16 protein-coding genes and 3 pseudogenes are annotated in these 20074 nt (G+C 39.5%); 15 read left to right on the top strand and 4 right to left on the bottom strand.

Features of this window, described 5'->3' with window-relative positions:
• The first annotated feature begins 7 nt into the window (after positions 1 to 7).
• The 3 genes from TOL2_RS14560 (at position 8) to TOL2_RS14555 (ending at position 2361) form a co-directional block, all read left to right on the top strand.
• Complete coding sequence (locus TOL2_RS14560) at positions 8 to 955, top strand: LysR family transcriptional regulator (RefSeq protein WP_014958146.1); 948 nt, start codon at positions 8 to 10, stop codon at positions 953 to 955.
• Between the two features lie 515 nt (positions 956 to 1470).
• Positions 1471 to 1611: a hypothetical protein gene (locus TOL2_RS24945; RefSeq protein ID WP_158406123.1), complete on the top strand. Its 141-nt coding sequence runs from the start codon at positions 1471 to 1473 to the stop codon at positions 1609 to 1611.
• Between the two features lie 126 nt (positions 1612 to 1737).
• A complete protein-coding gene (locus TOL2_RS14555; protein ID WP_083863918.1) occupies positions 1738 to 2361 on the top strand; it encodes a reverse transcriptase domain-containing protein in 624 nt (207 codons plus the stop codon).
• Here the strand turns inward: TOL2_RS14555 and TOL2_RS26050 are convergent.
• The 4 genes from TOL2_RS26050 to TOL2_RS25265 form a co-directional block, all read right to left on the bottom strand.
• Positions 2248 to 2583, bottom strand: a complete 336-nt coding sequence (locus TOL2_RS26050) for an IS3 family transposase (protein WP_408605421.1) — start codon at positions 2581 to 2583, stop codon at positions 2248 to 2250. The two genes, TOL2_RS14555 and TOL2_RS26050, sit on opposite strands and share 114 nt — an antisense overlap.
• A gap of 148 nt (positions 2584 to 2731) precedes the next feature.
• Positions 2732 to 3013 (bottom strand): IS3 family transposase, encoded by a 282-nt coding sequence (locus tag TOL2_RS14550; protein WP_014958143.1) that lies wholly within the window; start codon positions 3011 to 3013, stop codon positions 2732 to 2734.
• 79 nt (positions 3014 to 3092) lie between these two features.
• Complete coding sequence (locus TOL2_RS25270; protein WP_014958142.1) at positions 3093 to 3617, bottom strand: IS1595 family transposase; 525 nt, start codon at positions 3615 to 3617, stop codon at positions 3093 to 3095.
• Positions 3618 to 3655: 38 nt separating this feature from the next.
• On the bottom strand, positions 3656 to 4027 hold the full coding sequence (locus tag TOL2_RS25265) for a transposase (RefSeq protein ID WP_041280036.1): 372 nt from the start codon (positions 4025 to 4027) through the stop codon (positions 3656 to 3658).
• Between the two features lie 1081 nt (positions 4028 to 5108).
• Between TOL2_RS25265 and TOL2_RS14525 the strand changes: the two genes are divergently transcribed.
• The 12 genes and pseudogenes from TOL2_RS14525 to TOL2_RS14470 all read left to right on the top strand — a co-directional run bounded on the left by TOL2_RS14525 (position 5109) and on the right by TOL2_RS14470 (position 19924).
• The gene (locus TOL2_RS14525; protein WP_014958140.1) at positions 5109 to 6665 is read left to right on the top strand and encodes a UbiD family decarboxylase; all 1557 of its coding nucleotides are present in this window, start codon (positions 5109 to 5111) and stop codon (positions 6663 to 6665) included.
• Positions 6666 to 6740: 75 nt separating this feature from the next.
• On the top strand, positions 6741 to 8309 hold the full coding sequence (locus TOL2_RS14520) for a class I adenylate-forming enzyme family protein (protein ID WP_014958139.1): 1569 nt from the start codon (positions 6741 to 6743) through the stop codon (positions 8307 to 8309).
• 65 nt (positions 8310 to 8374) lie between these two features.
• Positions 8375 to 9391, top strand: a complete 1017-nt coding sequence (locus TOL2_RS14515; protein WP_014958138.1) for a TAXI family TRAP transporter solute-binding subunit — start codon at positions 8375 to 8377, stop codon at positions 9389 to 9391.
• 253 nt (positions 9392 to 9644) lie between these two features.
• Positions 9645 to 11519, top strand: coding sequence for a TRAP transporter permease (locus TOL2_RS14510; protein WP_014958137.1), 1875 nt, complete (start codon positions 9645 to 9647; stop codon positions 11517 to 11519).
• A gap of 18 nt (positions 11520 to 11537) precedes the next feature.
• Entirely contained in the window at positions 11538 to 12053 is a 516-nt protein-coding gene (locus TOL2_RS14505; protein WP_014958136.1) for a YbhB/YbcL family Raf kinase inhibitor-like protein, read from the top strand.
• A 53-nt stretch (positions 12054 to 12106) separates the two neighbouring features.
• Positions 12107 to 12622 carry a universal stress protein gene (locus TOL2_RS14500; protein WP_014958135.1) on the top strand — a complete coding sequence of 172 codons (516 nt, stop codon included), beginning with the start codon at positions 12107 to 12109 and terminating at the stop codon, positions 12620 to 12622.
• Positions 12623 to 12781: 159 nt separating this feature from the next.
• On the top strand, positions 12782 to 13402 hold the full coding sequence (locus TOL2_RS14495; RefSeq protein WP_014958134.1) for a UbiX family flavin prenyltransferase: 621 nt from the start codon (positions 12782 to 12784) through the stop codon (positions 13400 to 13402).
• Positions 13403 to 14017: 615 nt separating this feature from the next.
• A pseudogene (locus tag TOL2_RS26045) lies at positions 14018 to 14440 on the top strand (CHASE3 domain-containing protein); the annotation flags it as partial.
• A gap of 465 nt (positions 14441 to 14905) precedes the next feature.
• Positions 14906 to 16693, top strand: a pseudogene (locus TOL2_RS25785) (TAXI family TRAP transporter solute-binding subunit); the annotation flags it as partial.
• An 82-nt stretch (positions 16694 to 16775) separates the two neighbouring features.
• Positions 16776 to 17390 (top strand): isopentenyl-diphosphate Delta-isomerase, encoded by a 615-nt coding sequence (gene idi / locus TOL2_RS14485; protein WP_014958149.1) that lies wholly within the window; start codon positions 16776 to 16778, stop codon positions 17388 to 17390.
• 480 nt (positions 17391 to 17870) lie between these two features.
• Positions 17871 to 19036, top strand: a pseudogene (locus TOL2_RS14475) (IS3 family transposase).
• Between the two features lie 228 nt (positions 19037 to 19264).
• A complete protein-coding gene (locus TOL2_RS14470; protein ID WP_232507946.1) occupies positions 19265 to 19924 on the top strand; it encodes a Tn3 family transposase in 660 nt (219 codons plus the stop codon).
• The last annotated feature ends 150 nt before the right edge of the window (positions 19925 to 20074 follow it).

Raw genomic sequence — 20074 nt, 5'->3', positions numbered from 1 at the left:
TTACAAAATGCTTAACTTACATCAACTAAGATGCTTTTATGAAGTTGCTAAAAATCTTAATTTTTCTCGTGCAGCAGATAATTTGTTTATAAGCCAGCCAGCTGTTTCAGCGCAAATAAAACTTTTTGAGGAATCTTTTAATCTAAAGGTTTTCAGCAGAGTCAAAGGAGAGATCCACCTTACTGAAGAGGGAGAAAAAATATTCACATATGCTTCAAGAATATTTGAACTGGAGCGACAATTAGAAAATAAAATTAACGGGATCCATAAATTTAAGAAGATTTCCCTTCGCATAGGCACTACAAAAACATATGCACGATTTCTGATGCCCATTATATTAAAACCATTTTTAGACGCCTTTCCTGAAGTAACAATAGATTTAGATGAAGGAAGTTCATTAAATATAAGCAACAGCTTGATAAATTTTAGAAATTCACTGACCATTATAAGCAAAGTTGAGGAAAATTCCGATCTGATCTTCAGACCACTTATGTTTGAAAAGGTTGTTTTAATAGCATCTCCTACCCATCCTTTATCCAAAAAAACAGGAATTCTTTTAAAAGAAATTGAAAATTGGCCAATCATAATGAAAGAATCCGGTTCGGGTACATATAAAATTGTAATGAAGAGTATTTCCAAAAATGGTTTAAACTTAAATATCTTTGCTAAAACAAGTAACATGGACTTTATAAAGGAACATGTAAAAAATGGACAAATAATCTCATTTGTTGTAAAAGCCTCAGTTAAAAAGGAAATTGACGAGGGTTCATTAATAGTTATTCCCATTAAAAATCACAAATTTTTGTTAGATATTTATATCGTTTACCTGCGAAATTACGAACTTCCACAGGCTTCAAAAATATTTTTAGAGCACATTGATGAATACATTCAGCCATGGCTTGAGGACAATAGTATAGTGGACCCCAATGTCAAGACAGTTTTTCATTCAATTTAAGCGTCATTTTCCATTTTTGGGAGTGTTCATAATTCTGTGTCATGGCTCAGCTCTCCGATTTGCTTCGGTGACTAGCGGAAGTGGAAGCCAGGCCCTGAGAATGGGCACCCCAAAATCTGCCCGTCGGAGTGTGACCGGCATGGTCATAAACTTGTTGGTGAAAGTCCAGCTACAGCCCTGAAAGGAGGGAATGTATAGACAACGGCAAGGGTGCCCGAAGAAACTTTCCGGATCTGCCCGAAGAGGGAACAACCGGTGATGGAAAGCCAATGAGGGATCTGAAGGAAGCCTGCGTCAAATTTGTCACCCAAACTTGGTGTGAACCTCCGGTAGGCCAGGCGGAATGGGCGAGATACCTCCGATTATCGAAGCCCGAAATCCTTTCCGTAATTCCGCAGGGTATGAGAGGTGGGTGGGCAATGAAAGTGTATGACCTTACCCGGTGAAGAGCCGTCTGTACCGAGCCGCTGTAACTACGACAGCCAAGCCCTAAGCGGAACAGAAATGTAGCCGTTATGGACAGAGGGTTTTCAGATGAAGCCATAGTAGGCGTAAAACCGGTAGCCGATGAAGATGCGGTGACGTATCAGAGGGTAAAACTGCTGGAAAGTGACAGAAATGTTGGAGCCGAAGGGCGGAACATGGAACTGGTATAAGGAATCTCAGAATAGCGGTTGAAGGAGTTCAGCCATAGGAGTTTCCTTTGAAGGGGAGACGTATATATCCTGTGATAACAAAGGAAACGCGGAACGATGACAAAGCAACCCACAATGAAAAGCAAAATGAGACAACTTAGCCTGTTCGCCGATGAAAGAAGTCTCTTCGAGAAATTGTGTGATCAGGGAGACCTGTTGACCGGTTTCGAGGCAGTGAAAAGGAACGGCGGGGCACCAGGTGTTGATGGTGTAACCGTTGCAGAATTTGAAAGCCGAATAGATGAAGAGCTGACCCAGCTGAGTAAGGACCTTAAAAGCTGGTGTTATAAACCAAGCCCGGTGAAACGGGTGGAAATACCAAAACCAGGTAATACCGGTGTTCGCTTGCTGGGGATTCCCTGTATTCGGGACAGGGTTGTGCATGCCACGATGAAGCACCTTCTGGAACCGATAATTGATCCCACATTTTCTGATAACAGCTATGGTTTTCGTCCCGGCTACAGTCCGCAAAAGGCGGTTGAAGCGGCACAAAAGATAGTTAAAAGTGGAAAAGAATATGTGGTGGATATTGACCTGTCTAAATTTTTTGATCGAGTTAATCATGACCGACTCATTTGTCTGCTTTCGGGCCACGTGTCAGATAAGCGCATTCTGCGCATAATCGGCATCATCTTGAGAAGCGGTGTGATGATAAATGGAACCACCAGAAAGTGGGATATAGGTTATATTCGTAGACCACACCTGATTTGATCTGGTTACATCAAAATTTCTCAAAAGATATGGATACACTTTATTTTGGGGATGAGCCTTACTGGTATTCGGCTTCGGTGCAATGGATTGAATTCCCATTTTCCGCATCAATCGCTGAACCCGTTTTCGGTTAATCTTATATCCTTTGCGTCTCAGAACATTGCGCATTTGGCGGGTACCATAGAACGGATGTTCAGTATATTCAATGTCAATGAGTTTCATTAGCTCAATATTTTCAGGCGTTTCCTGTTCCCCCAGGCTTTCACGGTAATAACTGGAACGAGGCAGTCCTATCACAACTCACATTGCCTTTGAATACTGATTTTAGAGTGCTTGGGTTGAATTCGCTGTTTTTTCTCTTCAATACTCATTAAAGGTGTCCGGTGTTTTTTTTTAACCAATCCAGTTCAACCTGGAGTTTACCAACCTTTTGATAAAGACGGTCTCGCTCAATTTCGGCTTCTTTGGTTTGTTTTGCCTTGCTATTGCCAAAAACCAATGGCAGGGCTTCTATGGCTTCCTTTTTCCACCGATTTACAAGACTGGCATGAATGCCGAACTCAGAGGCTATCTCATTGACAGTTTGATTTCCTTTTATGGCTGCCAATGCGACCTTGCTTTTTAATTCTTTACTATAGTTTTTCCGTTTCAAAATATCCCCTTTCTGGACTGTTATATTTTATCTTAACACATTGTCCAGTTTTCGGGGTCCATATATGGATTCCAGGGTCTTATTCAATGAGCAGTTCAATCAGAGAGTGAAGCAAGGCTTTGCCGCGCTTCCTGGCATTATGAATAAATTCAAAAAAACCAAGATAATATAAAGGGAGTTTTTCCTGTGAGATACCCCGATGCGGTCGAAGCCAGCTTCGCAAAAGAGACCAGAAGCCTTCCATCGTGTTGACATGGACTTCATGGAATCCATCCCCATCGTCATCCCTTGCATACTCCCCTTTCCCATGGTTCACACTCTCGTGCTCGTATCCCCAATCATTCAGCCGATTATAGATTGCATATTCATCGGTATAAACTAAAGTCCCCGACAATACAGTAGCTTTTATCAGAGGCTCAATGGTTTTCTGACGGACATCGGCAAGCATTTGGATTACCACATCTCTACATCGTTGAATCATCCCGAAAACCGGTGGCTTCTCTTTTTCCTGTGTGCCCCGGCCAGGTGCTCCCTTCAACCTGTTTCTTCGGCCCTTTCTACCTTTCCGGGCTACGGCTTCAGGATTGCCTTTATGTCCTGCCACAATATAGACTTCATCAAACTCAACCTCATCATAGAGGATTATTTTTGGTTTTTTTTGACAACCCCGTCACGAAGCTGGCTGGTCATTTGATGGGCGTCGCTGCGGTTAAGCCCCAATTCTTTTGCAATTTGGTCATTGGACAGGTTCAATCCCATGAAGTAGAGGCACAAAATCCAGACTTTAAGGGGTTGATGATGCCCGGAAAAGATCGTGCCGGTAAGGTCGTCAAAGCGTTTTCCGCATTTTTTACACTCATAGCGCTGCCTGGCAGACTCTTTTTCATCGAAACCTCTTCTGATAACTCGCCGGGATTCACAAAACGGACACGCTCTTCCTTCTGGCCAGCGCAACTCTCTTACAGTGTCATAACATTGTGTGTCATCAATCAAATTCTTTATGTTTACCTGCATTTGGTGGGCTCCTTTCATGGATTGGAAAATGTAAAATCTTCCTTCACCACATCAAGACCCCGGAATCCAACATGAGCCTTTTTTTAAATCAACATAATATACTCAATTCCAATAATAATCTCGTGAGCCACAATTTCTTTGATTAAATCCTGCCTTCCCGGATTATTGTAACGATGAAAAGGTATAGCAGCTTGAAAATTAATCCAAATTTCCCTATCATTTTACTCATTATGTTAAGCACAATCATAATGAGTAATTATACGGTCTCTCATTAATAACAATTGTGGCAATTTACAAAAAACTTTATTATATCATAGATATACAAAAGCTTTTCGGCCGCCTCATTCCTCAAGGATTCAAAATAGTCTGGTGTATTTACCAGACTCTGATGTTTTTCCGCAAGGCTTTTTCAAGACGTTCAACTATGATGAGTGGTGTTACTTCTTTTTGCCGATTTTGGTGTCTTGATACAGCCGGTTACAACGCGTTTCTTCATTTTTTCCGGGCATCTGTATGGTCACTGGCTGGACAGGATTGTAGAAATTTGGACTACATTTGTTCTTTTCCAGAATGAAACTGTGATGCTTTATGGACGCGCAGTTGTATTCCCAAGGATGGGCACCAAATGCTTTGTGTGAGCACTTTACGTCAGCATTTTGAAACATAAAGCAAGCCTTCGTATTTCTGCGGTCATTTCAGGGGTGCCATCGGAATAGGGAAGTACGCAGATCTTTTTTAAAATCTTTAGCGTGCATTTCCGTACGAATCTGGGCAAGTACCCTTTCTTTCATAGTTCCTTTTGCAGATGAGGACATGGTCGTGGAAAACTTTTGAAAAAAATGGTTCCTGGCATCTGCTGTTTTGATATGGAGTCTGGTAATGACCTGTTTCTGTTTTTTCCAGAGGCCTTGGGTCTCCTTAGAAATCGGATTCGTCTCGGAACTATATATTTACATGAAAGAAGCGAACAACACGATCATAAAATTATTTATATCCCTATAAATTTAGATGCTTTGACCTTTATCCACATAAAAGATTATGAATAACATTAATAAAAACCATATATCAGAAAGGATGAGTCATGCTAAAAACAAACAATAATCAAAGTAAAGATCTGCGTGGAGCACTTGAATGGTTGAAATCCGAAGGGCTTTTGTTGGAAACTGATGTAGAAGTGAACCCGGATTTAGAAATTACCGCTCTGGAAAAGCATCTCGACGGAAGTCTGCCAATGCTTTTCAATAATGTTAAGAATTATCCCCATCTTAGAGCGGTTACAAATCTTTTCGGAAATACATCCGTTATGAATAAAATGTTTGGGTGGGAGAACGATACTGAGAGGACAAAAGATATTTCATATGCTCTTACCCATCCATTGCCTCCAATCGAAATCGATCAGGATGAGGCACCGGTACAAGAATTCGTCATAACAGATGATTTGGATGTTAACAAATGGTTGTTAGCGATAAAGCATACCCCTTTGGAAGATGAGTTTACTATTGGCAGCGGACAAAGCGTGGTCGTTGGGAAATATTTTAAGGAAGGATCCCATGTGGGGTATAATCGAATGAGTTTTCGATGGGGAAATGTGGGGACTTTTCAGGCAGCTCCAGGCTCTCATATGTGGCAATTGCAGGTTGAACACTATAATAAACCGGAAGGGATACCTATTACCATGTGCTTTGGAATCCCACCGGCAGCCAATTTAATGGCAGGCTCAGGGTTTGATTATGTCATTCTCCCAAAAGGATGTGACGAATTGGGGATTGCAGGTGCACTTCAAGGAGAACCACTTAGAATCGTCAAATGTCGTACTGTTGATGCCTATGCGCTTGCAGATGCCGAAGTGGTCCTTGAAGGTTATTTAAAACCAAAAGACCGGCGTTGGGAAACAACCGAGGCAGAGAAACAGGGCCTTCAAGGAAAGGCATGGTTTCACCCAGAGTGGGCAGGATACCAAGGGAAGGCTTACAAAACATCAACGTTTCATGTCACGGCAATAACTATGCGAAAACCAGAATCGAAACCAATCATATTCCCCCTTGGTGTTCATACTATGGATGACAGCAATATTGATACGACGGTCAGAGAGGCTGCAATCTATGAACTTTGTGAACGGCTTCAACCTGGTATAGTTCAGGATGTTAGCATACCTTATTGTTTTACCGACTGGGGAGGATGCGTCATTCAAGTTAAGAAACGAAGTATTATAGAAGAAGGCTGGCAGAGAAATTTTCTTACTGCCATTATGAGTTGCAATCAAGGAATGCGAATAGCCATTGCCATTGATACGGACGTGGATATTAATAGCATGGAGGATATTATGTGGGCAGTCACAACTAGAGTAAATCCGAAGACTGATATTATTAGTCCTGTACCCGGTGGTATTGGCCAAACCTTTATGCCTGCTGAACGAATGACTGCCGGGGAAAAAGACTGGACAGCATCCAACACTCGTTTTGAGGGTGGAATGGCTATTGATGCGACGATTCCATTCGGATATGAAGAGGATTTCCATCGTCCGACTTATGCAGTAGATAAAGTTTTAATAAAAAATTTCTTTAGTGATGAACAAATCAAAAAAGGTGAATCCTTTATGAGCGGATGGGTAAAAATTCTTTCTAAAACAGGACAATAGGGACAATATCGCTATCCGGTTCAGCAGGAGTCTTTCTGCTGCCGGGTAGCCTTTACCAGCAGATTGTGTATTCTTATGAGTGAGGAGATTCCTAAAAAAATGAAATTAAACGAGCCTGAGCCTAAATATGAAAGCTGGCACAGTATAATTGAAAATAACGCCAAGAATTTAGGTCACAAAATTTTTATCGAAAGTTTAGATCAAAATAAGAAAATAAGCTTTCATAAAATGAATGAATATTGCAACAAAGTAGCCAATTTTTTAAAAAGCCAAAAATTGTTGAAAAGCGATAAAGTCGCGTTGATCGGTAAAAACTCGATAGAAAATATGATTATCTATTTTGGCGTATTAAAATATGGAGCTATCCTCCTTCCCATTTTTTCAGAAGAGAGCCAAGATAATCTCCACCGAATTTTACGCCTCGCACAGATAAAGCTCGTTCTTTACGATAGTGACTTGAATCTTGATAAGAAAAACGGCCCCCCCGTACAATGGATTTCTTTTTCTGAATTTTTCGAAAATGATTCTGCAGAATGCGAGTTTTCTGAGCATTTAAAAGACCAATCCGTTACATTTAACGATCATCTCGGAGATAGAAATGATATTGCTGAGATTGTATACACTTCAGGCACCACAGAACTGCCTAAAGGCATTTTTATTTCTCGGGATGTATTGTTTTACATGGTGGAAGAAATATCGAAAAGAACAGGAATTACTGAAAAAGATTGTGTTTTAGAATACAGGGCATACAATTGGCTTTCTTCACAGCTCCTGACCATTCTTACAAGTATGATGAAGGGCAATTCCCTATTTTTCGGGAAGAAATTCTCACTGAGCAATTTTCCGAATTGGCTGAAAGAAAACAACATCACCGTTTCATCGGGCGTGCCAGCAGTTTTGAGTATGATGGTAAACAAGCCAGTGTCTTTGTGCAAGGAGGATGTGCCTAATTTGCGATTCATCACATCCAGTTCTGCCCCGCTGCCTATGGAAACGCAGCTCAAGTTTGAAGAAATGTACGGGATCCCCATAGTGCAGGGAATGGGCATGAGTGAAGCAGGATGGATGCTTTTTAATCCTCCAGAGAGAAAGAAAAGAGGCTCCGTCGGTTTGCCTCTCAAATACAAAGAAGTCTTCTTTGTAAAGAACAATGGCCTCAGGTGCGAACCAGGTGAAATTGGTGAAATGAGGATAAAAGGAAAGACGATGGGCTTAAGCTATCTTAATGGAGATGGCAGCATTGAAGAATTTTCTAAAGAAGGTTTTGCTACTGGAGATCTTGGTTTCATGGATGAGGAAGGTTATATTTATATCAAGGGACGAAAAAAAGAACTGATTATACGAGGTGGTATAAATATATCTCCTTTGGAAATCACTGCCTGCCTACTGACTCATCCGGAAATAAGTGAAGCAGCAACCATCGGAATCCCGGATAAAATCTATGGTGAAGAGGTTTTTTCCTTTGTGGTTCTCAAAAACGGTTCAAAGGCAGACGAAGCTGATATTATCGCTTACTGTAAAACAACATTACCCGACTTTAAAATTCCGAAAAACATACTATTTATCCCTGAAATTCCAAAAACGCAAAGAGGAAAAATAGCAAAAAAGGATCTTCTGAAATTATTTGAGGAATATATGAATTGAATTGAATTCAATGATATATTTGAAAGTTCTGTAACATAAATTTATTCAATAAAAAGGAGAAAAATATGAAAGTCAATCTTTTGAAACATTTTTTTAAATCATCGAGTTTCCTTTTATTTATGTTTTTCATGACATGTTGTGTTACAATTCAATCTACTTATGTTTTCGCAAATGAAAATCCAATAAAATTATCCATCAGTGGGGGAACTGCTGGAGGAGCATGGTCAGCTGTAACAGAAGGTATTGCGGAAGTTCTAAGAAAAAAATTGCCGGCGGGCTCTACAGTTTCTACAACGACCGGTACGGATGCAACAAATCCCTTACGAATAAATAAAGGGGTTTCTGATTTTGCCATCGGAGTATCATCCACTGTCCTGAGTGCTTCTAAAGGTGAAAAGCCTTTTAAAAAAATATGCCCCAACATTAGAGCAATCACCAGCCTCTTCGATGAGCCCTTTCAATTTGTTATTCTTAAAAAAACAGGGATAACAAGCTTTGAAGATATCAAGGTAAAACATTTTCCTCTTAAACATTCTCCAAATAAAAATGGGTCGTTTATGGAAATTTTATGCGAGGCTATGTTCAAACTTTACGGTTATGATTATCAAGAAATCAGGAAGTGGAAAGGCAATATTTATTATAACAGCTACAGTCAATCAATAAATTTGTTAAGAGGAGGCACACTATACTCTTTAAGTGGTTGCAGTCCTGTTCCTACCACAAAATTTATGGAACTATCTAGTACTCATGACATAACCATACTTCCTCTGAGTGACGAGATAATTAATTCATTAAACAACAAATATCGCACTACAAAAACAATTATTCCATCGAGCGCCTATAAATTTCTTGATACGGATATAAAGACGGTTGCTTCAAGAAATATTTTCATGTGCAGAGCCGATCTCGATGAATCAGTTGTCTACAATATTGTTAAGGCGATCCATGAAAATATTAATTATTTGGAAACTGTTCATATCGCAATGAAGGATTTAAATCCGAAATTTATGTCAGATACAGGAGGCGTTCAACTACACCCTGGTGCAAAAAAATATTACAGGGAAATAGGAGCGATAGATTAATGCCGTCCAATGAGAGGGGTGTCCCCATTTGGTTTAATTTATTTTGTTTTGGTTTATTGGGTAGTGGGCTCACACTATTCCGACATACGACATGTTGTGTTTTTGCTGTCTAAAAACACACAATACCTTGTTGTTTTTGTGCGGTTAAGAATGATATGAGCCCAGTGCCGTTTATTGCAGTTTAATGTTGAGATCTTTAACTGTGATAGACTTAATGAAACGGTGTAAACTTTTTTAAAATCTGGAGATAATCATGAACAATGGAATAAAGAAATTTGCAAATATTATCGCAATATTCACCGCAATATATCACATATATATTGGATTTTTCGGGATAGAAAAGCCTTTGGCTTATTATTCAGTAACAGTTTCTTTATTCCTCTGCCTCACGTTTTTGTATTTTCCATTAAATAGCAAGGAAAAATATATTGGAATCTTCGATATAATTCCATCGGTTCTATCCTTATTGATTGGAGTTTATCTTTGCATTAACTATGATGAAATATCGATTCGTCCTACAATGATAGGAGAAGTTTCAACGATTGAATTTATTCTAGGAATTTTTGCAATTCTACTGGTGCTTGAAGCAACAAGAAGAACCATAGGAATGTCACTCGTATGGATTGCAGTAATTTCTCTTATCTACTGTTATGTAGGGAAATATATCCCGGGCATGTTCGGCCATAGCGGATTCACGATCAAAGATATTGTTGAATCAATGTATCTCACCCTTGATGGAATTTATGGTAAGCCAATAGCCGTAGTGGCAACCCTAGTGATTCAATTTATACTTTTTGGAGCCTTTCTTGAGAGTTCGGGAGCAGCAACTTTTTTCGTAGACATTTCAATGTCTTTAGTTGGACGAATGAAAGGAGCCGCAGGCCATATAGGTACCGTTGCTGCGGCGTTGTTTGGAATGATGATTGGCAGCCCCACAGCAACTACGGTTGCTGTGGGTTCCTTTAGTATTCCCATGATGAAAAAGACAGGTTTCAGTTCAACTTTTTCAGGAGCGATTACTGCCGTTTCCAGTACAGGATCTGCGCTAGTGCCACCTGTTATGGGTACAGCCGTGTTTCTTATGGCAGAAATAACAGGGATTCCATATGCAGATATTTGTGTCGCGGCCATTTTCCCAGCAGTCCTATACTTCTTGTCCTGTACTTTGATGATTTATTTTGAAGCAAGCAAAAAAGGCATTGAAGGGTATAAAAAGGAAAATCTGCCAAGCTTCTTTAAAACGCTTCCTATCAGTACACAATATATAATACCCATTGCTTTGTTGATCATTTTATTAATGCGAGGCTTTCCACCTGCATATGCGGCAATCGTGGCATCTTTTTTTATATATCTGGCAAGTTTCTTACGAAAGAAAACACGAATAACTTTTTCCAAACTTTGTGACACAATGGTCGCAACTTCAAAAACTTCGATTGCTGTTATGACATCTTGTGCATCTGCTGGCATCGTCGTCGGCGCAATAATGTTAACAGGGTTGGGTGGCAAATTTGCCAGTATCGTTATTGCATTATCTCAGCAGAATTTAATATTAGCTCTCATTTTGACAATGACGGCCGCTCTAATTCTTGGTATGGGTATGCCCTTGCCAGTGGTTTATATTCTAGTTGCTGTTTTGTGCGGTCCAGCAATAGTCTCTCTTGGTATTCCTATTATTGCAGCACATCTGTTTCTCGTGTATTTCGCATGCATCTCTGCACTCACACCACCAGTAGCTGTCGCGTCCTATGCAGCATCTGCAATATCAGGAGGCAATCCTCTGAAAACTGGATTTGCGGGATTTAAATATGCTATCGCAGGATTTATCATACCGTATGTAATGGTTTATAATCAGTCCATACTTTTGATAGGGAGTTTTAAAGCCGTATTATTTGCAGTAATTTCTGCTACCATAGGTATTTTTGCGCTTTCTGCAGCAATATCAAAGTGGGTATTTACAAGATTGACGCTCGTAGAGCAGCTATTTCTTTTTTTAACTGGGATTTTGCTTATTTTTCCGGGTTGGTTAACGGATACTATAGGAATTGGCATATTGATTCCGATATTATTTATTAATTATTATAAAAATAAAACAAAATCTATATCCAAACATATTCCTGAAAATGTCTAATGAAAAGGAGATAAAACTATGTTTACATTAAAATCTAAAGTATTTAGGGACAGTGGTAAAATTCCAGAAAAATATGCTGAAAAGAACAGTATTTCCCCGCCAGTATATTGGGAAAACATCCCACAGGGAACTAAAAGTTTTGCTTTGGCGGTCACTGATCCTGATCTACCACAAGAGATTGGATTTCCAAGAGTTTTTGCCCATTGGCTTATTTATAATATTCCTTCTTCCATTAGCGGATTGCTTGAAGGTACTAGTCCAGATGGAGAATTGCCTGACGGGTCAAAAGAATTGAATAGCGATTTTTTTACCTTTAATATACCAGGATATAATAAGGGATACGGCGGGCCATGGCCACCGGATTCCGCTCATAGATATGTGTTTACGCTTTATGCGCTAAAAGAGGAAAAGATCGATATACCAGAATCGGGAGATTATTTTGATTTTGTAAATGCTGTCCTGCCAAATACAATAACAACTGCCGTTTTGATAGGATACTATGGACCTGCAGTGAATCCGCTGCCAAAAGAATAATAGCTGAAACCAAACATTTTGTTTATCAAATTATTTAAGCTGAGGATATGACTATGGCTTCAAAAGTTAAAAAAATGATTTTTGCAACGGATCTATCGATGGGAGCACGTTACGCTTTCAAACATGCAGTGGACATTGCCGTTCATCTGAATGCCGTAATCACCGTTCTGCATGTTATTGAGAATATTCCGAACGAATTAGAATTTGTAGATCTTATTGGTGAAAAAAAATGGAAAGAATTAAGGAAAAAGCGCTACCAGGATGCTAGAGATGTTTTAATTGACAAAAAAACAGAAAGAAGATTAATTGAAAAAACCTTAAAACAATTGTGTACCAACATGCAGAACGAATCCGCTATGCCCTCGGAACTAGTTGAAATTGAAGTGAAGTATGGCGATACAGCGAAGCTAATTATCGATCAAGTGGAAAATGGTAATTGTGATATGATAGTTCTGGCTTATCATTATCGAAATTTAATCAAAGAAGTTTTACCTGGTCAAGTTACAAGGAAAGTGTTGAAACATGCTAAAATACCAATTTTACTAATACCTATTTCTCATGCTGGATAAATTTGGGAAAGCTTTTGAAAAAATTTAGATTTACACCTCAGAAACTGCTTTATAAGGAAAACGTATTCAGGCTATGCACTATCATATTACCCGAAATGCCTAACAGGCAGTACCAATATTTTTAACATATTAATTTTATAATAAAATGGAGATAACACTATGAAAAAAAGAATTGTTATAGGTCTTGCAGGGGCAAGTGGTATTATTTATGGTGTAAAAATGCTTGAATATCTGAGAGAAATGGATTACGAAACTCATCTGATCATTTCTGAAGCTGGAAAACTCAATATCCGGATTGAAACAGATTACAAACCCGAAGATGTAGCAGCCATGGCAGATTTTACATATGACCACAAGAATGTAGCTGCTGCACCAGCGAGCGGTTCTTTTTTGACCGAAGGCATGGTGGTGGTGCCTTGCACGGTAAAAACGCTCTCCGGAATTGCCAATTCCTATACTGAAAATCTTCTGGTTAGAGCAGCGGATGTTTCTCTTAAAGAAAAGCGGAAACTTGTTTTGGTGGTTCGAGAAACTCCACTACATAAGGGGCATTTGAGATTGATGAGCCAAGCGGCTGATGTAGGTGCCCACATTCTTCCCCCTGTCCCATCATTTTATCACATGCCCAAAACTATTGATGATATCATTGATCAAACCATTGGAAAGGTTTTTGATTACATGGGCATCCAACATAATCTTTTCAAACGCTGGGGAGAAAACAGCAGCCGGGGTAAAATTCCCAGTCGCCATCCTCAAAAACCGGTTGTTATAGGAGTCTGAAAGGGTGTTTATGAAGAATATGTTATACTTGTGGATGAAGGAAATCTTATATGGCCCAACTCCTGCTGCGAACATACCGAACCGGGAGAGTCTTATGAGCATGCAGTAATCAGAAGGGATAATGAAATTTGTCGTATTTTTTTCAGGCGATGTCATACCGAATCGGCAAGAGGTTAAGAATATAAGATGGATACAATGGAAAGATTGGTTGAAGGAAACAAGTAACTATCCTTTTAAATACATTCCTTTTTAATTATACTTTTTTTTGTAAGCTTGGGGGGAACCTGTTTACGGCTTAAACTGCAACCCAGAGTTGAAGGGATGGTGGAACGACTATGGTATGGTTGTTGGGGTGATAAAACATATTCATCACCCCAGCACTTTGCCTCTTGTGTCTTTTTTTTCAATTATCTCTGCTACCTTCAAAAAATCTAATTAACTTCTATTTTGGACTTTTGTACTGTTTTCTTATTCGTTAATCGATGCTCATTTTTTTGATCTTTATGTAATACTTATTATCTTAACAGTTTACATGAAAATATAATCATCTAAAATCATAACAAAGCTGGAAAGCCCGTTATTTCAATAAACACCTGAATAAAAAGGGGGTCAATTATGTTTAAAAATATAACAGTAGGAAAAAAAATTACAGCTGAATTTGGCCTTATCTTTTTTCTGCTTTTGATTGTAGGTTTTGAAGGCTATTGGGGGCTTAAGAACTCTTCAGACGGCTTTATGGGATATAGGGAGATGGCAAGACATACCAATCTTGCCGGACGCCTGCAGACAAATATGCTGATATCCCGTATGAATGTTAAAAATTATTTGACTTCAGGCAGCGATGAAGCACTTAAGGCATTTAATGAACGTTGGGAAAAATTGATAGGATTCCAGGCCGAGGTTCAAAAGGAAATTCAGGATCCCAAACGAGCCGCGTTGATTAATGAGATTGAAAGCGTTCTGGTTGACTATCGTAAAGGATTTGATCAAGTTATTAAATATAAAGAACAACGCAATCAACTGGTCAATGATGTTTTGAATGTAAAAGGGCCTTTGATGGAAAAATCTTTGACAAAAATCATGATCTCAGCCAGGGATGATGGTCATATAATTGCAGCTTTCTATGCAGGCATGACCATGAAAAGTCTGCTGTTGGCAAGGCTTTACATGGCAAAATTTTTGGACACTAATGATCATGGTTCTGTCGACAGGGTCCATAAAAAATTTCAGGATATGGATAAAAACATAAAGGTTCTGGATAATGAAATTGATGATCCCAAGCGAAGGGAGCTTTTGTCAGCTGTCAAAGAAATGAAAGGAATATATTTGACAGCATTCGACTCACTGGTCGATACGATTTTCAAAAGAAACGATATCATAGACAATACACTTGACCGAATTGGCCCAGAGGTTTCAAGTAATGCTGAAGAAGTAAAACTTGATATTAAAAAGACTCAGGACATATTAGGCTTTCAACTCATCAAATCAAATTCCAGATCCATAAAGGTGATCAGCATTGTAGCAGGTGCTGCGCTGCTTATTGGCTGCTTATTGGCTTTTTTCATAACACGTTCAGTGACGAAACCATTGAAATTTATAGTTGACGGACTTAATGAGGCAACACACCAGGTGGCATCTGCTGCAGGCCAGGTAGCTTCTTCCAGCCAATTCCTTGCTGAAGGCTCATCTCAACAAGCTACATCCATTGAAGAAACATCACCATTCATGGAAGAGATGGCCTCTATGACAACTAAAAATGCTAAAAATGCTGGTAAGGCAGATAATTTGATGCAAGATGCAAATCAGGTCGTGAAAACCGCCAATAAATCCATGGGAGAGCTTATTGTTTCAATGGATGAAATTTCTAAAGCCAGTGAGGAAACATCTAAAATTATAAAAAGAATTGATGAGATAGCATTTCAGACCAATCTTCTTGCATTGAATGCTGCTGTTGAAGCAGCACGTGCTGGAGAAGCTGGTGCTGGATTTGCTGTTGTAGCCGATGAAGTCAGGAAGCTTGCCATGAGAGCTGCAGACGCTGCAAAAGATACAGCTGAACTGATTGAAAGTACTGTGAAAAAAATTAATGATGGAACAGAAATCGTCTCAGCTACTCACGATGCATTTTTTAAAGTATCTGAAAGCAGTGACAAGGTCGGTGTCATGGTTTCTGAAATTTCAGAAGCTTCTAAAGAACAATCCAGTGGTATTGATCAGGTTAACACAGTTATTATTGAAATGGATAAAGTGGTGCAGCAGAATGCAGCTAATGCAGAAGAGTCAGCCTCTGCCTCAGAGGAAATGAATGCCCAGGCCGAGCAGCTCAAGGTTTATGTTGATGAACTGACCTCAATGGTGAATGGCAAAAATGACCAGCATAATAAATACCCAATAAAATTATCTATAAGTGGAGGAACTGCTGGGGGAGCATGGTCAGCTGTAACAGAAGATATTGCGGAAGTTGTAAGAAAAAAATTGCCGGCGGGCTCTACAGTTTCTACAATTACTGGTACTGATGCAACAAATCCCTTACGAATAAATAAGGGAATTTCTGATTTTGCCATCGGAGTAGCATCCACTGTCCTGAGTGCTTCTAAAGGTGAAAAGCCTTTTAAAGAAACATGCCCCAACATTAGAGCAATCACCAGCCTCTTCGATGAGCCCTTTCAATTTGTTATTCTTAAAAAAACAGGGATAACAAGCTTTGAAGATATCAAGGTAAAACATTTTCCTCTTAAACATTCTCCAAATAAAAATGGGTCGTTTATGGAAATTTTATGCGAGGCTATGTTCAAACTTTACGGTTATGATTATCAAGAAATCAGGAAGTGGAAAGGCAATATTTATTATAACAGCTACAGTCAATCAATAAATTTGTTAAGAGGAGGCACACTATACTCTTTAAGTGGTTGCAGTCCTGTTCCTACCACAAAATTTATGGAACTATCTAGTACTCATGACATAACCATACTTCCTCTGAGTGACGCGATAATTAATTCATTAAACAACAAATATCACACTACAAAAACAATTATTCCATCGAGTGCCTATAAATTTCTTGATACGGATATAAAGACGGTTGCTTCAAGAAATATTTTCATGTGCAGAGCCGATCTCGATGAATCAGTTGTCTACAATATTGTTAAGGCGATCCATGAAAATATTAATTATTTAAAAACTGTTCATGTCGCAATGAAGGATTTAAATCCGAAATTTATGTCAGATACAGGAGGCGTTCAACTACACCCTGGTGCAAAAAAATATTACAGGAAAATAGGAGCGATGGATTAATGCCGTCCAATGAGAGGGTTGTCAAATTTGGTTTTATTGCAGTTTTAAAATTTTATCATCACAGTTGAAAGGAGGTATTTTTATGGAAACCGTTCAGGAATTTGTCGTTCTGGTCGATGAACAGGACCGGCAGATCGGCATCCAGGCCAAACAGGATGTCCATTCCCACAACACCCCCCTGCACAGGGCATTTTCACTGTTTTTGTTCAATCCGGAGAATCGCCTTCTTTTACAACAGCGGGCCCGCATTAAAAAAACCTGGCCTCTGGTGTGGTCCAACTCCTGCTGCGGACATCCCGAACCTGGAGAGTCTTATGAGCATGCAGTAATCAGAAGGGCACGTTTTGAACTTGGGATAAATGTGCAAAAACTGCACAAAATCAGCGACTACCGATATTGTTTTTCAAAAAACGGCATTGTTGAAAATGAAATCTGCCCCATTTTCAGCGGATATTATGACGGCGACGTTCAGCCTAACCAGGAGGAAGTGGAATCCGTAAAATGGATCGACTGGGAAGCATGGGTTGATGAAACAAGGCGCTTTCCCCACCGGTATTCTCCCTGGTGTATTGAAGAAACCGGCATCATGGCTTCAATGGATTCTTTTTGGTCGTTGGGTAAAATTAAACAAATAGGGGAAAATCCCCATAGAAGTCGGCAATGTCAACGAATGTTGGGTGCATTTTACTTTCTTTAGCAGAGCTGCGACGGGACATTTCCAAATTCAGCCACCAATTTATCTGCCAACCTTCCCTGTCACAATAATTCAGGATTTCAAAATTTTGATTTCAGTAGTCTTGTTCGTCTGTAGAAACCCGAACATAGGTGATATGTTTTGCATTTTTTGAGTATATTCCCAGTAAAATTGTAACAAAATAGAGGGCTCATAAATGGCAACACATCTCAAAATTCTATCTCAATACGACATCAAGTCTTTCGAGTTACCACCGGAATTTAACGGAGATGAAAGAAAACGATTTTTTTATTTACCAAAGCCGAGGAGCAGACGATTGTGTTTGATGAAAAGGGCAAAATCAGAATATCCCTTTATAAGGTTTTGCTATTCAAAACAATGGCCTCCGCTATCAAATCAGGTGCTCTAAATTTGCACCATTCCTATAAATATAGGTCATTTTATAGTGGACCCCGAAAACTGGACAATGTGTTAAGATAAAATATAACAGTCCAGAAAGGGGATATTTTGAAACGAAAAAACTACAGTAAAGAATTAAAAAGCAAGGTCGCATTGGCAGCCATAAAAGGAAATCAAACTGTCAATGAGATAGCCTCTGAGTTCGGCATTCATGCTAGTCTTGTAAATCGGTGGAAAAAGGAAGCCATAGAAGCCCTGCCATTGGTTTTTGGCAATAGCAAGGCAAAACAAACCAAAGAAGCCGAAATTGAGCGAGACCGTCTTTATCAAAAGGTTGGTAAACTCCAGGTTGAACTGGATTGGTTAAAAAAAAACACCGGACACCTTTAATGAGTATTGAAGAAAAAAAACAGCGAATTCAATCCAAGCACTCTAAAATCAGTATTCAAAGGCAATGTGAGTTGATAGGACTGCCTCGTTCCAGCTATTACCGTGAAAGCCGGGGGGAACAGGAAACGCCTGAAAATCTTGAGCTAATGAAACTCATTGACATTGAATATACTGATCATCCGTTCTATGGTACCCGCCAAATGCGCAATATTATGAGACGCAAAGGATATAAGATTAACCGAAAACGGGTTCAGCGATTGATGCGGAAAATGGGAATTCAATCCATTGCACCGAAGCCGAATACCAGTAAGGCTCATCCCCAAAATAAAGTGTATCCATATCTTTTGAGAACTTTTGATGTAACCAGATCAAATCAGGTGTGGTCTACGGATATAACCTATATCCCACTTTCTGGTGGTTTCGTTTATTTGACGGCGGTCATGGACTGGCATAGTCGTTATGTCCTCTCTTGGGAACTTTCTATAACCATGGACAAGGAATTTTGTATATCCTCTCTGGAAAGGGCACTGCGATGTCATGGAACCCCCTATATATTCAACACGGATCAAGGATCTCAATACACAAGTCACGAGTTTACAAAAGTATTGAAAGATAAGGACATTAAAATCAGTATGGATGGGAAAGGCCGGTGTATGGACAATATTTTCATAGAACGGCTATGGCGCAGCGTGAAATATGAAGAAATTTATGTAAACGAATTTCAATCCGTTGAGCAGCTGCGCAAGTCCTTGAAAAAATATTTCAATTTTTACAACCATGAACGACCTCACCAGAGTTTTAACGGGCAAACGCCAGCCGAAATATATTATGGTAAAAATCAGTTGAGGTTGGTGGGATGATGAAAACGATGTACCGAAAAACCCGCTCCAGCGGAAACCAACCCCTTCCGACGGGCAGATTTTGGGGTGCCCATTCTCAGGGCCTGGTTTCCACTTCCGCTAGTCGCCGAAGCAAATCTGAACGCCGAACCGTGACACAGAATTACGAACATTTTCAAAATGGAAAATGACGCTTAAATTGAATGAAAAACTGTCTTGACATTGGGGTCCACTATATTTGATGATTATTTGATTCCGCAGAGTGTCTGGAAAGTAAGAAAAAAAGAGCTGCTTCAGCGAGCAGGACTTGAGGGCTTTGAAAGTTTCCAGGAACTGGAACCTGAATTGAAAAAAGCGCTTAAAGCCCAGTACCGGACAACCAATAAAAACATCGATTCCGGAAAAAACCCATACGCAAAAGTTGACGACAAGGGAAAGCTGAAGGTTTCAACACCGAAGGTGGAAAAAGATGTGTCATATACGGTAACCGATCTGTTTCCCAAAAACCGGTTTATTTCCCTTTTTGAAGTACTGACGACGGTCAACCGGCTCTCGAACTTTTCGGACTGTTTCGAGCACTGGCAAATCAAGCATAACCGGGAAAAGCCCGAAGAAAAGACCTTCTTTGCAGGCGTTATGGGTTACGGCTGTAATCTCGGTATCCGCAAAATTGCCAGAATTTCCCGCAACATCAATCAGAACGAACTCGAGAATACCGTGAACTGGTATTTCACCAACGAAAATCTGATTCAGGCAAACGATCGAATACTGAAACTAAGTGAGAGACTTCAACTCCTGAGCCTTTTTAAAAAAGAAAGTGCCAAAACCGGGTCAACCCCTTTTTTCTGGAGATTTTTAGCTCGTAATGGTTATTGCCTTAATATACTTGACTTGCCTTCAATTTTTTAAATGATTCAAATATTTCCATTGGTGTCCTGTGTTTTAATGATCCATCCCCAATCCACCACCAAAAAAATAAAAAACCCCGTTGCGCTTGATGGATCAAGCAGATAGTGTATTTGTGCGACCAAAAAACTATCATCAACGGGGTGAAACAAA

The organism is Desulfobacula toluolica Tol2 (assembly GCF_000307105.1).
GTDB lineage: Bacteria > Desulfobacterota > Desulfobacteria > Desulfobacterales > Desulfobacteraceae > Desulfobacula > Desulfobacula toluolica.
The sequence above is the reverse complement of the archived record's forward strand: the minus strand, read 5'-3'. Positions and strand labels throughout refer to the sequence as shown.

Bases quoted from the DNA above. Each gene is read 5' to 3' on its own strand.
- TOL2_RS14560 (WP_014958146.1), top strand. From the start codon at position 8: ATGCTTAACTTACATCAACTAAGATGCTTTTATGAAGTTGCTAAAAAT.
- TOL2_RS24945 (WP_158406123.1), top strand. From the start codon at position 1,471: ATGGACAGAGGGTTTTCAGATGAAGCCATAGTAGGCGTAAAACCGGTA.
- TOL2_RS14555 (WP_083863918.1), top strand. From the start codon at position 1,738: ATGAGACAACTTAGCCTGTTCGCCGATGAAAGAAGTCTCTTCGAGAAA.
- TOL2_RS26050 (WP_408605421.1), bottom strand. From the start codon at position 2,583: ATGAAACTCATTGACATTGAATATACTGAACATCCGTTCTATGGTACC.
- TOL2_RS25265 (WP_041280036.1), bottom strand. From the start codon at position 4,027: ATGCAGGTAAACATAAAGAATTTGATTGATGACACACAATGTTATGAC.
- TOL2_RS14525 (WP_014958140.1), top strand. From the start codon at position 5,109: ATGCTAAAAACAAACAATAATCAAAGTAAAGATCTGCGTGGAGCACTT.
- TOL2_RS14520 (WP_014958139.1), top strand. From the start codon at position 6,741: ATGAGTGAGGAGATTCCTAAAAAAATGAAATTAAACGAGCCTGAGCCT.
- TOL2_RS14515 (WP_014958138.1), top strand. From the start codon at position 8,375: ATGAAAGTCAATCTTTTGAAACATTTTTTTAAATCATCGAGTTTCCTT.
- TOL2_RS14510 (WP_014958137.1), top strand. From the start codon at position 9,645: ATGAACAATGGAATAAAGAAATTTGCAAATATTATCGCAATATTCACC.
- TOL2_RS14505 (WP_014958136.1), top strand. From the start codon at position 11,538: ATGTTTACATTAAAATCTAAAGTATTTAGGGACAGTGGTAAAATTCCA.
- TOL2_RS14500 (WP_014958135.1), top strand. From the start codon at position 12,107: ATGGCTTCAAAAGTTAAAAAAATGATTTTTGCAACGGATCTATCGATG.
- TOL2_RS14495 (WP_014958134.1), top strand. From the start codon at position 12,782: ATGAAAAAAAGAATTGTTATAGGTCTTGCAGGGGCAAGTGGTATTATT.
- idi (WP_014958149.1), top strand. From the start codon at position 16,776: ATGGAAACCGTTCAGGAATTTGTCGTTCTGGTCGATGAACAGGACCGG.